Below are 13,551 nucleotides of genomic sequence, written 5' to 3'. Positions count from 1 at the left end.
CTAGCGAATATGGCGTTTCGGTGGAGTTTCGGGATCTGGACATCAATTTCGGAACCGGCGAGTTCGTCGCGTGTATCGTTCTCGCTGTACGGCCGGGCGAATTCGTCTGCCTGCTCGGGCCCTGCGGTTGCGGGGGGCGGGGCATCCCGCCCGCGAGAGGTAACCGAACAGTTCGCCACACTCGTGGCGGCATGGAACGAGCGGGTCCGGCACGAACCCGACGCCCCGGCCCTCGTCTACTTCGACACCACACTCACCGTCCGCGAGGCCGACGACCTCGCCGACGCACTCGCGGCCGCCTTCGCCGACCGCGGCGTGGGCCACGGTGAGCGGGTGGGCATCCACCTCCAGAACATCCCGCAATACGCGCTCGTCCTGCTCGCCCTGTGGAAACTCGGCGCGATCGCCCTGCTGCTCAACCCGATGTATCGCGGCCGCGAACTCCGCGAACTGGTCAGCGATGCCGAACCGGTCGGGATCATCACCACCGACCGCGATATGCGGCAGGTCCGGGAGGATGTCGAGGGCACAACAGTCGGGTGGGTGCTCGGCACCGCGGAGTCGGACCTCCAGTCCCGCAACGACCCCCGCGTCTTCAAACCCGAAACTGCAGCTGCCGTCGATGAGTTCACAGACCCTCCTGCCGAAGCATCCGACCTGCTCACCTTGGCCCGCGAGTACGTCGGCCGGAAACCCCCATCGGTCCAGTTACACGGCGACGACCTCGCTTTCCTCGCCTACACCTCCGGCACCACCGGCCCGCCCAAGGGCGCGATGAACTCGCACGCCAACGTCCGCGCGGTAACCACCAGCTTCGCCCAACTCGCCGGCATCACCCCCGGCGACGTCGTCTTCGCCCTGGCCCCGCTGTTCCACATCACCGGAGCCGTCGTCATCGGCGCCCTCGCCCTCACCGAACGAACCTCCCTGGTCTTCACCGGCCGCTTCACCACCGACGTCGCCGTCGACGCCCTCCGCGAACACGGCGTCACCTACACCATCGGCTCCATCACCGCCTTCAACGCGATGATGAACTCGGAATACGCCACCGCCGAACACTTCTCCACCATCAAAACGCTGTACAGCGGGGGTGCACCGGTCCCACCGAGCACGGTCGCCCGCTTCCAGGAACGCTTCGGCCACTACATCCACAACGCCTACGGCATGACCGAAACCTCCTCGGCAGTCACCGCTGTCCCGCCCGGGACGAGCGCACCTGTCGACCCGGACAGCGGTACCCTGTCCATCGGCCTACCGCTCCCGGGAGTAGACGTCGATGTCGTTGACCCCGGCGGCAACCCCGTCCCACCCGGTAGCCAAGGCGAACTCGTCGTCACCGGGCCCCAGGTCATCAGCGGTTACTGGCGCAAACCCGAAGAATCCGAGGCCGCCCTACCCGAAGGCCGCCTCCGAACCGGCGACAGCGCGATCGTGGACGAACAGGGCTGGGTATACCTGGTCGATCGGATCAAAGACCAGATCAACGTCTCCGGGTACAAGGTGTGGCCGCGGGAGGTCGAGGACGTCCTCTACGAGCATCCGGCAGTGCTCGAAGCAGCGGTAGTGGGCATTCCCGACGAGTACCGAGGTGAGTCGGTAGCTGCCTACGTTTCGCTAAGAGACGGGCACAGTACCAACGCGAACGAGCTGATCTCATTCGCCCGAGGCCGCCTTGCCCCCTACAAGCGCCCCAGAGCGATGGAGATTATCGCGGACCTGCCAAAAACGCAGACCGGCAAGATTCGTCGGCAAGTGCTACGTGATCGACACACCGGCACCCGGAGCGGAGAACGAGACCCGGATTCGGGCGACCCCCAGGAGTAGGGGTCAAATCGACCAAATTAAGCTTCGGCTTCATAGGTCGCGCCTTACTCGGGTGAGGGCACAGGCTCTGACGAATCATCCGTTTTGTTCAGGTGCACCTTCCCGGCGCGCAGAAGCGGCAATGTTGGTCGATCAACGCCGAGCTGAGCCCCGAGATTTCCGATTGCCGATCGAGCGTACGGGTATACCGCCATTACACCGACCTTCTCTGCAAACTCCTGAACAATCTCAGAAGATACGATCCCTGGAGGATCGACAGCGAACACCGCACCGGCGTCGATCTTGTACTGCGCGCCCCCACCTTCGACAGCCGTTTGGCAACGGATCTCGATCTCCGCCAGCTCGACGCGGCTAATCACTTGAAGCGAAAACTGATTTTCTTCCGTCTTCGATCGCAGCCCTGCGATTTCATAGAAACGGACGTCCTTCAGCTCCGCGTGGTCCACCAGGTCGTGCACGTCCGCGTAGGCATGTTCCTCGCCGGTCGTTTCGCTCATGCCGCCAACGCATAACTATTGATCGAACCCACCTGAGCATAAGCGTCGTCGCTGTTCACCGCGACGGCGCCCTGCGGAGGTGTGAACCGGGGCTCGCGTACAGGGAAGGAGAACACATTGAAGCGGGCGAGCCCTCGCCGGATCATCGCGTCGAGTTGGCAGTGGTCGTCCAACGTGAGCAACTCAGACTCGTTGAGTTCAGCGGCCCCGGTTTCCTCGATCCAGCGGACAACACTGGCCCACAACCACAAACCGCCGGACGACAGTGTGACCGGTGCAGGAAACGGCCGCGAGTTCTGGCGTTCGCCGCGAACCCAGTTGCCTACCGCCTGCCTGGACATACCCACGCGATCAGCGATGTCCTGACGAGATACGAGATCCTGATACGTACGCAGCGGCGCGAGACCAGCCGCTGCGAGCGCCTTTGCTGCGTGCAAGCCAGCGGCGATTGCGGTATCTGCGTCGACGAGCGTCGTTACAACAGTCAATCCAAGAGCACCGCTGATCGTCGTACCTGGCAGTGCCTCCATCACCTGGTCGATGCGCGAATCCTCAGCCTCGACTGTCTCAACCACAAAGGCGATCTCGAACTCGTGAGCAGTCATAGCAACATGATGGACTCCGCCAGGCCTGTTGTCAATCGACAACAGGCCGCTGCCCATCTGTCAAACTACGGTCTTCTCGCAGCTCAGAAATGGCTCTTTCAAGCCCGAGGCAGGCGCGATCAAGGATTCTGGCCTGGCTTTTCCCATCACCTTTCGGAGTATGATCGAACCTGGCAAACGGCGCCGGGGGAGGCGTCCAACGAAAGCCTGGGTTAGGCGGCCAGAGCGCGTACCCATGTCCCTGCTTGCGGACCCGCCAGCCCCTTCTGAGCCACTTCTCAACCACGTCCGGAACTTCCCGCGTTCCCTTGTAAGCACTACGAACTTCGGCCAGGCTCGACTCCTCCCACGACCCACCACCACCCATCGTGACCCGCTCCTCCTCATGGTCGGCAGCTCTCTTCGGGCCCTACTGGATGAAATCCCTCGGTCCTGCAGGAGTCGACTTCAACGATCCCGATGTCACCGACATCCGGAGGCCGGACGGCAAGGCGGCACCAACGATACGAAGCGGATGATGATCCCGCTCTGAGCGCACAGTAGGATCGACAGCAGCAACGAGCGCGTCAGCGCCCTGACCGGGGGTTTTGGTTTACGTTCTGCACGCAACGCATCTCTACAGTGGCGCATATCACAGAAACCATGTGGGCCGCTTCACACTCTGGCGAGCAAATTGCCAGGATACTGTGTCAAGGTAACGTTGACACTGTCAGGCATGGATGGACAATGAGCATTGGGAACGGTACCGGGGATCCAGTGACGGGCGAGCCGATCTCCGACCCCCCGGACTACCAAAGCCTTGCAGGCAAGCTCCTCCGCCATCTCGACACCTGCTGCAACGAACTGGCCCACGAGGCACTAGACATGCCCAATCCGAAACAAATCGGCGGCGATACCGGCAAACGAGAAAAGTGGTCCGAGTGGTGGGGAACCCGAGGCAGCGACAAACGCCTTGCCGCCGAACGTGAACTCTCGCTGGCCAAGGTCCGCATCCTCGTAGCTGCCGACCTGGATCCATCGACGCCGGCAATCATGGCCAAGTACGCGGGAGCAACCTGGGCCGAACTGGGCGATGCCGCCGGAATCACCCGACAAGCCGCCCAGAACCGCTGGAAGACCAGGATCGAGAAGTACACCCTCGACCGCGAGAATGCCGAAGAGGAACGCCGAAAGAACAAGCCCTACGTTTCCCCGATCGACGAGTACGACCCCGAGGGAAAGGGTGTGGCGGGCGAGGCGACTCGCGGCCGCCGAGGGCCTCGCAAACGCACCGACAAGCAGCCGCCCGAGTAATCCTCATCGGCTGAAGGGCCAGCAGCTCCAGCACGCGGCGAGCAGCCGGGTCCGACCCACGCGAGACGGCGGTCAGTGCCAGGTTGTGAAGCAGCGGAACGCTCATCAAGGTTACGACACCGCCGGCCGTGCTCGCAGCGTTGCGCATTTCACCGCCCACAGCATCAAACACACTGCTCAGAAATTTTCAGCTATACCAAGAACCGCAACCTGATCCACGTCAGGGCCGCGCTACCAGATCGGCACCGGCTGAGCCTCGTCGTAGAATTCTCGTTTCCACTGCGCAGGGTCGGTTGGTTGCGGATGCTCGACGGCAGCATGCGCGGAAACATACATCCCCTGAAGGTAGAACGCCTTACTCAATTCGGAGTTCCGTTCTAGCGCCTTCCGGAAAAGCCGGATAACATCTTTCCCACGGTGTGGATTGTGGAAGGCTACCGCCATATCGCACTCCTCAACTGACACGACACCCAAATTCAGGAGTTCGTAGCGAAACTCCAGATATTCGGCAATTTCTTTAAACGACCCCATGGTATTCAGCACAATGATCCAGGCGTGAAGATCTGCGATCGCGATGCGCGGATCTACAACAGCGTTGGGCAGTAGATTAAGCATTTCAGGGTAGGTCAATGACCCGCTATAGTGGTGCAGTACGATACCGAGCGCTATGGTCCGTCGATGGCCAGGAAACGTTGCGCCAGCCCCGTCCGTCACCGGCATGCCGTTGTCCAGCGCACTCAGCCGTTTGGTCAGTTGCTTAGCAACCTTCGAAACCTGCTGAGAGAATGCCCTATCGACACTCGAAATCTCCGCTGGCGCTTCCATAGCCTTGACCTCACCGATAATCCGAACTCGGTGGTCAACTATCGCTACATCGATATCAGGACGGCGTTCGCCGGGGATTTCGATGGTCAACGGTCGCGGCGGCTTGCTCCCGGCAAGTCGACCGAGCGACTGCCTCAGACATTCCTGGGCGACCCGTTCGAACAACTCCCCCTTATCGAGCTGCCGAAAGCCGGTTTTCCGATGCCGCAGCAACTGTCTGTCGACGGCGTGAAGCAACGCTCTATCCATTCCTAGCCGAATTGTCCCCAATGCGATTGGAGCTACACCGTCCGTGAAAGATATCCACGGCCGAGTTTCGAGCCCTGAGGCCATGGCCAGCTCGGAGAAGTCCTTCCCGGCGAGCTCCCCAGCCTGATGGGACAGATTCTCAGCGATGAAATCCGCGGCCGGATCCGACCAAGGTGTCACTGTCAAGTCGGTGCCATCACCTCGGCGTCCGAACTCCAATGCGATCTCCATGCAACGTTCGATGTTTGCGAAAGTGAACTGAGGTAGGGCGGCGCCGTACGCCTCGTCCGCTTCGATTTGCCGACCGATCTCGGTGCAAATCACCCGCGTGACCCAGTGATAACGAATGCTGTGTGAACTGGTGCGTGTCAGGAACTCCCGGCCCGGCGCCATTTGCGCTGCCATGGAAATTTCAGTTTCGCGCGCGGTGTAGCTGTCTGCAATACGCGACGCGACCCACCACCTACCGGTCTGGGCGAAGAACCGGTCCAGAACCACCGGATCCTCACTGCTGCCCGAGGCACCCACCGCGAGGACCCACAGAAATCGGTTGAACAAGGTGTGATGCGACAACAGACGCCGGGCTTTGCTGTCGGACGACCACCATGCCGATATTGCCGCACGCGGCGACAGAACTTTCAATAGTTGCTGACAAATTCTTTCCGACCGTTCAGCCACGTCATAGAATGGCTTCGGATCGGGCTGTTCGACCGGCACCGGGCGCACGCCCTGCTGCCAGGTTCGCCCCCATTGTGCAACTTTTTCTAAGTGTTCCTCAGCAATCCGCCGTTCACGCAGTGGCAAGAACGCCGTGTCATCATATTCCCGGTTCACTCGATCCCTCCCGGGCTATCCCGCACCGACGGAGGCCCGCCCCGGCACCTCAGCTTCCGCAAGCCGAATTCAGTCAACTGCTGCGCCTTCCGCCGCGGTAAGCGCATCGAACCGATTCCGGAATTCCTCACCGTCGGACAGGGTCTCGACCGAGTGTCGCACTGGTGCCAGCGCCTTGAGCGCGCGCGGAGACGACAGCCAGTCCTCAAGCGCATCGAGTACCGGCGACGCCGCAGCGATCGCTGACCGCGCGTCACCGGTGCGAGCGAGCGCCGCTGACTTCCAAGCTGCCCTGTGCACAGCGTTGCCCGCGCTCGCTGGTTCACCGGCGACGACCTCGAACAAGCCGAGCGCCCGCTCGTGACGGCCGCTATCGGTGCAGGCCCGCGCTTCATGGAACCGGATCTCGGAAAGGCTGACGAACCGCAGCCATGGAGCACACTCGTCTACCGGCTCTTGACCGATCGCATTCTCCATCTCACGCCAGGCCCCCGACATAGAACGCTGGACACTGCTCCAGTCACCAGCCGTTCCGTGTGCGGCGGCCTCACGTGCGGCGATCAGTGCGTGTATCCGTCCCGCCGGCCGCCGCCGCACCAGGCTTCCGGCGCGGCGGGTGAGCGCCAGCGCATACGACGGGGACGCTCGGCCGACACGAGCCAGGGTTGTCGTCTGCAGGGCAGCGTTCAGGCATGCGTGGACGGTCAGATCGTCGTCGTCCGCCGTGAATGCCAATGACAGCGCATCGGAGTAACAGCGCCACGCCAGCTCTGTGCGCTCCGCATCGTAAGCGAGCCAGCCGGTTTGAACAGCAAGCTCGCCTACTGCGGACATCCACGCTCGGCCAGTCGCATCGTCGAAGACACAGTTGTGCACCAGCGCCTGACTGCGCTCCAATGCATCAACAGCAGCGGGCAGGAGCCCTGCACCACCAACCTTCTGCTGGGCGGCCTCCAACTCGGCTGTGAATGCGTTGAGCCGGTCCACATCCGCCATACCGATCCGGGACGGATTCCATTGCGGCAACGTCGCGACGGTGAGCGCGGCGGCCTTGCTGAATTCGCGGCGGTTCACGTCTGCCTCATCCTCTACGCCTCCAGACGGCGAGTGTCGCTGTGCTGTGGCCCGCGGGGCGGATACGGCGAGAGCGAATCGACGCATCTGCTCCGGGCTCAGCTTGGCGAGCCAACTATCGAGGTCGGCGGCACGTTGTCCGCGCACCGGCCGCGATTCGGTGGCACGTTCCCATTTTCGCACGGTCGCAACAGACCACCCGATCTGTTCGGCGAACTGTTCCTGCGTCATCCGCAACGCCGCGTCACGCAGCGCCCGCACCTCGACCCTTGTCCAAACCTCCACGATCACGCGAAACCCCCTGTCGCTGCGAACTCAAGCGGAAGCGTAGCGGTTCTCTATGACTGCTGTCCCTGGGACCGCGAACACCGGTCGATGAGGCTTGAACCAGCCCCGGCGCCCGGTCGAACCACCAGGCCGGCCAGCACCTTACGAGGCCGCCGACCACGGAATTCCTCGGCGCCGGGTGCACGCCGTGACACCCCACCCAGGAGGCACTGTGCGCGAACGACCACCTCTGCCCAAGCGACCGGCGCGAAACCGGGCAATGGAAGCGGCCGTCCGGCTGTTGCGCGACCAATACTGCATCGATACAGCAACATTGGAACGAGTGGCGGCCGGACTCCGCGCCAGTCGCGATGTCCTGGAACCCGCCACCGACGCCGATATCGCGCCATGAACCACTCGATCGCGTTCGGCTGGATCGACCACGACATCAGCCGAGCACCCGAGACCGACCGCGACCACGTACACCGCCTCGCCGACCCACTCGGCTACCGCCTCGTATGGCCCGGCGACCACTCGGTGCTACGCGTGGCCGACCAGGCACGCAACGCCGGCGCCGACCTGGTGATCCTGCCCGCACCCGACCACCTCGGCCCGCACGAACTCGACGCCGTACTGGACATCTGCGACGTGGAAACCGTGCTACCGCGTCTCAGCTTCCCACGCTGGACCTCCACATTGCGCACCCGCCCCGGCAAATCGAACTTGTCGCTGCTGTATGGCATTGTTCGGCGGCAGGAACGGCAGCAGAAGCCTCGGCTCGGGCGCTTGACAACCTCTGCCCCACGACGACCCCGAATTTGTCCTAACAATGCTCATCCGGCCCTCGAGCGGGATCATGAATCCGTGAAAGAGTGTGGCGGAGGCGATGTCGACAGCGTCATAGAGCAGGTCGCACAGGCGATACTCGGGCAACGCGAGGAGTTCATCCGGCACCTGTCGGCGGAAATCCGGACCCGAGTTCCGACGCTGGGCACAGATGCCCGGCTACGCGAACTCATGGAGGCCGGGACCAACGAAAACCTCACCGCGGCCCTGGAATTTCTGCGGAGCGGAGGAGACGAGCAGGAGGTCCGCGCCCCGGAACAGGCGCTCACCTACGCCCGCGCGCTGGCCCGCAACGATATCCCTGCCTCCGCCCTGATCCGCGCGTACCGGATCGGACAAGCCGGATTTCTCGACGTCGCCATGCGGTACGCAGTCGAACTGGGCAGCACGGACACTCCCGCAGTGATCATGCGCATCGTCCACCGCACTTCGACCTATATCGACCAGGTCAGCGAGCAGGTCGGAATTGCCCATGAACAGGAACACGAGCGCTGGGTCGGCAGCCGGGGCGGATTGCGGCAGCGCTGGGTGACCCGGCTCCTCGACGGCTCCGCCATCGATATCGGAGACGCGGAAAAGGCCCTGCAGTATCCCCTCACGGGCCACCATCTCGCGGCCACCGCGTGGACCGACCCGCACGTCGGCTCCACCACCGCGGCGGAACTGCTCGATCAACTCCGCACGGCACTGACAGGTCTGTTCGGGCAGGTCAGTCCCACCCTCCTGATCCCGGTGGACGAGCACGAGGCCCGATTGTGGTTCTCGGTCCCCCGCGACACCATCGTCGATGCCCGCGCGATCGACCGCGCGCTGGCTGCGCGCGGACTGCCGGTACGGGTGGCGTTCGGTCGCTGCGCCACCGGGGTCACCGGATTCCGGCTGACGGCCGGTCAAGCCGGGAGGGCCCGGCAGATCGCCCTGCTCGGCGACCCCGGCCGCGACCGGGTGATCTCGTACACCGATGTGGCCGCCACAGCATTGCTGGCCGGCGATCTCGGGACGCTACGCGAATTCGTCACCGACCAGCTCGGCGCCCTCGCAACGGACAACGAGCGCAATCAGTGGCTGCGCGAGACTCTGCGCGTTTTCCTCGCCCGCAACAACAGCTACGCAACGACCGCGCAGGAGCTCACGATCCATCGCAACACCGTGCAGTACCGCGTCCGGCAGGCCCTGAACCTGATCGGTTCACCGGATGACGGGCACGACGCGGACCTGCACCTGAGACTGGCGCTACAGGCCACACACCTGCTCGGCCCCGCGGTCCTGAACCCGGCCGAAATCTCGACGAAGCCGGCCTTCCTTCCATAAGGGGCGGCCACGGGTCCGCACTCGTGCATCGCGCACAAAGGCAGAGCAACCTTTCATGCTGCCGGAATATGGTCTGCCCGATCGGATGCGCCGTAGGGTTCCGTTGTCCGGCGCACCCGCCACGGGGTAGCCCGGAACCGCCGCCCAACTCGGCACCGGTGCCGCCGCGGCGCAAAACCTGTCGCGGGAAGGTCCGCGCATCCCGCCCACCTCAGGAGTACTCCGTGTCCTCGATCCAAACCGTCCGCGGTACGGTCGATACCGCCGACCTCGGTATCACCCTCATGCACGAACACGTCTTCGTTCTCAGTTCTGATGTTCAACAGAACTATTCGGCCGAATGGGGTTCGGAAGACACGCGGGTGGACGACGCCGTGCGCCGGTTGACCGCCGCCTATGAGGCGGGGGTACGCACCATCGTGGATCCGACGGTGACGGGCCTCGGCCGCTACATACCCCGGATCGCGCAGATCGCCGCACGGATTCCGCTGCGCCTGGTGGTCGCAACCGGGCTCTACACCTACGACGACGTACCGTTCTACTTCCGGTACCGGGGCCCGGCACTGGATCCGCTGGTGGGCACGCAGGTTCCCGACCCGCTCGTCGATATGTTCGTCGGTGATATCCGCGACGGTATCGGCGATACCGGAGTCAAGGCAGGCATGCTGAAATGCGCCATCGATGCGCAGGGGCTCACACCGGGCGTGGAGCGGGTGATGCGCGCAGTCGCCCGGGCCCACCACGAAACGGGCGTACCGATCACCGTGCACACACATCCCGATTCCGGGTCCGGCATGGACGTCGAGCGAGTGATGTGTAAAGAGGAAGGGGTCGATCCGGGACGGATCGTCCTCGGGCACAGCGGTGATACCACCGACCGCGACTACCTGACCGCACTCGCGGACGCTGGTTTCGTCCTGGGCATGGACCGGTTCGGAATCAATCTCGATACCACCTTCGAGGCGCGGGCCGATACGTTGATCGAGATGGTGCGCCGCGGGTACGCCGAACGGATGGTACTCTCGCAGGACGCCAGCTGCTACATCGACTGGATGGAACCCGCCATGCGGGAGGCAGTCCTGCCACAGTGGCACTACACCCACCTGTTCGACGACGTTTTCCCCTATGTGCTCGACCAGGGTATCGAGCAACGGCAACTCAACATGATGCTCGTGGAGGTGCCGCGGGCGTTTTTCGAGGGCCGGTGAGCCCCGCGCGACGAGCACGGCGACCACCGGTTCACCGAGACCGGTACTTCGGATCGCGCTGAGCGGAATTCGGCGCACAACAGCATCTGTCCCCCCCCCGGATCGATGGTGAGGTTCGGTTCTTGCCACACGCGCGGCGGCCGTCGTTGTTAAGCTTCCTCGGCGCGCCGTTCGGAGCCGGAACTATATGCAGACCAGAAAATTTTGATCAGAGGGATCGGGACGGCCGCCGTTCGACCACCCCGCAGTAAGCGGGAAGCACAGGGAGAAAAGTGAGCCCGACTCCACGTACGACCGGCACCGCTCCGATTCCCCACGACTTCGACGAGGACCGGGTCCAGCTGTATTCACCGGAATTCGCTGCCGAACCCTACCGGGTGTATGCGCAGATGAGGAGCCGCTACGGCTCCCTGGTTCCGGTGGACCTCTCGCCGGGAGTGCCGGCCACCCTCGTGATCGGATATCACACCGCGTTGCGGATCCTCAACGACCCGGACCGGTTTCCCGCCGACCCACGCGTCTGGGAGACAAACATCCCTGCCGGGTGCCCGGTCAAGCCGATGTTGGAATACCGGCCCAACGTGCTACGCACGGCCGGCGCCGAACACGCCCGGTATCGGTCCCCGATCGCATCCGCCCTCGGCCGCGTCGATTTGTACCGGTTGCACGATACCGTCGAACAGATCGCGATACCGCTGATCAACACATTCTGCGCCGACGGGCGCTGTGACGTGATCAAGCAGTACGCGCTGCCGGTCACGTTCGCGACGGTCAACGAGCTGCTGGGCTGCTCACCCGACCTCGGGCAGCGTGTGGCCGCCGGGATAGCGGCCCTGTTCGACACCGTGGACGCCGCCGCGGGCGCCTCCGTGTTGGCCAGTGCCCTGGCCGAGCTGACTGCCCAGAAACGCGCCACTCCGGGTGAGGACGTCACAACCCGGCTGATTCAGCATGCGGCCGCGCTGGATGACGTGGAAATGGTGCAGCAGCTGATCCCTCTGTACGGGGCGGGGATCGAGCCGGAGCAGAACCTGATCGCGAACGCGCTGCTGCTGATGCTCACCGACGATCGGTTCGCCGCCGGGATTCTGGGTGGCAGCCTCTCGACCCGCGATGCGGTGCACGAGGTGCTGTTCGATAACACACCGATTGCCAATTTCTGTATGAGCTATCCACGCCAGCCGATCATGATCGAAGAAACCTGGCTGCCGGCGCACCAGCCGGTACTGATCAGCCTCGCGGCCTGCAACACCGACCCCGAGGTACGCGGCGTATCCATCACGGCAAACCGGTCACACCTGGCGTTCGGCGCGGGCCCGCACACTTGCCCGGCCCGCGCAGCGGCCGAGATCATCGCCCAGGTAGCACTCGACCAGCTGCTGGACGCCCTGCCGGACATCGAACTGGGCGTACCTCACGACCAGCTGATCTGGAGGCCGGGCCCGTTCCATCGCGCGCTGGCTTCTCTGCCGGTCACGTTTCCCCCGAGCCCACCGGTCAACCCCGCACCCGCACATCAGGTTTCCGCTGGTTGAGTGAGGAGCCCACCCATGACCACATCTGCCGACCGAACCGTGATGGCGGAACGCTACGCGCGGGCAGCGGGTACACGCGAAACACGCTGAGAGCGTGCCGATACCGGACTCCCCCGTCGCGGCGGGCGCACCTTCCCAGCTCCGGCGCGCGGCGGTGGCTCACCTGCAACGATTGTTCGGGATGAGTGAACGCGCCGCGTGCCAGGTGACCGGGCAGCATCGAAGTACCCAACGCCGCCCACCCGCGGCGGAAACTACCGACGATCCGGATTCGGGGCTGCGGACATGGCTGCGGGAGTGGGCGAAAACCCATCCTCGGCAAGGGTTCCGCCGCGCCTACCATGAGGCCCGAGCTGAGGGCTGGCTGGTGAATCACAAGAAGATTCAGCGTTTGTGGCGGGCCGAAGGGCTGCGGGTGCCGGTGCGGCGCCGCCGCAAACGCCTCGGTGGCTCCACCGACACCGACGGCATTCGGCCCTGGGCTATCGCACCCCGGCCGGATGTTGCCCAGTGACCCGTATCGCTCGCGCTTCGACAAGGTCATGAGGGTTTGGGAGCGCCAGTTGGAGCTGGCGCTTGAACGCGCTCGGGAAAGCCTTGAGCATCGAGGTGACCGTGGCGCGAGTGTAGAGGATGAAGTCCGCGAGACATTGCGTCGTTTCCTTCCGCGCCAATACGACGTTGGTCATGGAGCTGTCTACGATGCCTTCGGCGACGGTAGCCGCCAGTTAGACGTCATCATCGCGAATTCGAAGCACCCAATCTCATACCCCAAAGACGAGCGAGGCCCGTACCTTCTCGACGGGGTGTCCGCTGTCGGAGAGGTCAAATCCGTTCTGACTACCGCAGAACTTGAGCGTTCCATCCAGTCAGCAATCCAGTTCAAGAAGCTCCGTCCCACCCCGGTTAAGGGCGAACACATCACCAACCATGAGATGGAGTACATCAGGGAGACTCAGGGTATCCCCCCGTACTTCATCATCCTTCATCATCGCTTTTGAATGTCCAATCGCTGACAAGACGCTCGGGCACCGTCTTGTCGGGGACTGTGGATTTAAGGGTGTTTCCGGCCTGAGTCGCTGACCGGATGGTCAGCGGGAAGGTGCCGTGATGACGACACTTGATGCTGTGGCGAAGAAGAAGGCCGAAGCCTCGGCCGAGCAGCTGGCAGCGGCGGAGCTGG

Annotated in this window: 12 protein-coding genes and 2 pseudogenes; 8 read left to right on the top strand and 6 right to left on the bottom strand. The window is 63.6% G+C overall.

Going from position 1 to position 13,551, the window contains the following annotated elements:
* The first annotated feature begins 183 nt into the window (after positions 1 to 183).
* Complete coding sequence (locus QH195_RS21785; protein ID WP_280436790.1) at positions 184 to 1,824, top strand: class I adenylate-forming enzyme family protein; 1,641 nt, start codon at positions 184 to 186, stop codon at positions 1,822 to 1,824.
* Positions 1,825 to 1,868: 44 nt separating this feature from the next.
* Here the strand turns inward: QH195_RS21785 and QH195_RS21780 are convergent, their stop codons facing one another.
* Both QH195_RS21780 and QH195_RS21775 read right to left on the bottom strand, forming a co-directional pair.
* The gene (locus QH195_RS21780) at positions 1,869 to 2,321 is read right to left on the bottom strand and encodes a hypothetical protein (RefSeq protein WP_280436789.1); all 453 of its coding nucleotides are present in this window, start codon (positions 2,319 to 2,321) and stop codon (positions 1,869 to 1,871) included.
* Positions 2,318 to 2,926 (bottom strand): helix-turn-helix transcriptional regulator, encoded by a 609-nt coding sequence (locus QH195_RS21775; RefSeq protein ID WP_280436788.1) that lies wholly within the window; start codon positions 2,924 to 2,926, stop codon positions 2,318 to 2,320. Before QH195_RS21775 ends, QH195_RS21780 begins: the two co-directional genes overlap by 4 nt.
* A gap of 756 nt (positions 2,927 to 3,682) precedes the next feature.
* Between QH195_RS21775 and QH195_RS21770 the strand changes: the two genes are divergently transcribed.
* A complete protein-coding gene (locus QH195_RS21770) occupies positions 3,683 to 4,219 on the top strand; it encodes a hypothetical protein (protein WP_280436787.1) in 537 nt (178 codons plus the stop codon).
* 231 nt (positions 4,220 to 4,450) lie between these two features.
* Here the strand turns inward: QH195_RS21770 and QH195_RS21765 are convergent, their stop codons facing one another.
* The 3 genes and pseudogenes from QH195_RS21765 to QH195_RS35280 form a co-directional block, all read right to left on the bottom strand.
* Positions 4,451 to 6,127 carry a hypothetical protein gene (locus QH195_RS21765; protein WP_280436786.1) on the bottom strand — a complete coding sequence of 559 codons (1,677 nt, stop codon included), beginning with the start codon at positions 6,125 to 6,127 and terminating at the stop codon, positions 4,451 to 4,453.
* 69 nt (positions 6,128 to 6,196) lie between these two features.
* Positions 6,197 to 7,201: a hypothetical protein gene (locus tag QH195_RS21760; RefSeq protein ID WP_280436785.1), complete on the bottom strand. Its 1,005-nt coding sequence runs from the start codon at positions 7,199 to 7,201 to the stop codon at positions 6,197 to 6,199.
* 162 nt (positions 7,202 to 7,363) lie between these two features.
* A pseudogene (locus QH195_RS35280) lies at positions 7,364 to 7,462 on the bottom strand (helix-turn-helix domain-containing protein); the annotation flags it as partial.
* A gap of 238 nt (positions 7,463 to 7,700) precedes the next feature.
* Here QH195_RS35280 and QH195_RS21755 point away from each other — a divergent pair.
* The 6 genes and pseudogenes from QH195_RS21755 (at position 7,701) to QH195_RS21730 (ending at position 13,369) form a co-directional block, all read left to right on the top strand.
* A complete protein-coding gene (locus tag QH195_RS21755) occupies positions 7,701 to 7,880 on the top strand; it encodes a hypothetical protein (protein WP_280436784.1) in 180 nt (59 codons plus the stop codon).
* Positions 7,877 to 9,625 (top strand): PucR family transcriptional regulator, encoded by a 1,749-nt coding sequence (locus QH195_RS21750; RefSeq protein ID WP_280436783.1) that lies wholly within the window; start codon positions 7,877 to 7,879, stop codon positions 9,623 to 9,625. The genes QH195_RS21755 and QH195_RS21750 overlap by 4 nt, the downstream gene beginning before the upstream one ends.
* Before the next feature lie 224 nt (positions 9,626 to 9,849).
* On the top strand, positions 9,850 to 10,833 hold the full coding sequence (locus QH195_RS21745; RefSeq protein WP_280436782.1) for a phosphotriesterase family protein: 984 nt from the start codon (positions 9,850 to 9,852) through the stop codon (positions 10,831 to 10,833).
* Positions 10,834 to 11,105: 272 nt separating this feature from the next.
* Positions 11,106 to 12,368 (top strand): cytochrome P450, encoded by a 1,263-nt coding sequence (locus QH195_RS21740; RefSeq protein WP_280436781.1) that lies wholly within the window; start codon positions 11,106 to 11,108, stop codon positions 12,366 to 12,368.
* 142 nt (positions 12,369 to 12,510) lie between these two features.
* Positions 12,511 to 12,861 (top strand): annotated as a pseudogene (locus tag QH195_RS21735) (IS3 family transposase); the annotation flags it as partial.
* Between the two features lie 7 nt (positions 12,862 to 12,868).
* A complete protein-coding gene (locus QH195_RS21730; protein WP_280436780.1) occupies positions 12,869 to 13,369 on the top strand; it encodes a DUF6602 domain-containing protein in 501 nt (166 codons plus the stop codon).
* Here the strand turns inward: QH195_RS21730 and QH195_RS21725 are convergent.
* Positions 13,347 to 13,551, bottom strand: a 205-nt coding sequence (locus QH195_RS21725) for a hypothetical protein (protein ID WP_280436779.1), incomplete at its 5' end; no start/stop codon positions are given. The genes QH195_RS21730 and QH195_RS21725 overlap by 23 nt on opposite strands.

The sequence above is a fragment of the Nocardia carnea genome (assembly GCF_029868855.1).
GTDB lineage: Bacteria > Actinomycetota > Actinomycetes > Mycobacteriales > Mycobacteriaceae > Nocardia > Nocardia carnea_A.
This window is presented reverse-complemented; position numbering and strand designations above follow the sequence as displayed.

Excerpts from the sequence above, each read along its gene's own strand:
- QH195_RS21730 (WP_280436780.1), top strand. The coding sequence starts at position 12,869 with ATGTTGCCCAGTGACCCGTATCGCTCGCGCTTCGACAAGGTCATGAGG.
- QH195_RS21750 (WP_280436783.1), top strand. The coding sequence starts at position 7,877 with ATGAACCACTCGATCGCGTTCGGCTGGATCGACCACGACATCAGCCGA.
- QH195_RS21775 (WP_280436788.1), bottom strand. The coding sequence starts at position 2,926 with ATGACTGCTCACGAGTTCGAGATCGCCTTTGTGGTTGAGACAGTCGAG.
- QH195_RS21780 (WP_280436789.1), bottom strand. The coding sequence starts at position 2,321 with ATGAGCGAAACGACCGGCGAGGAACATGCCTACGCGGACGTGCACGAC.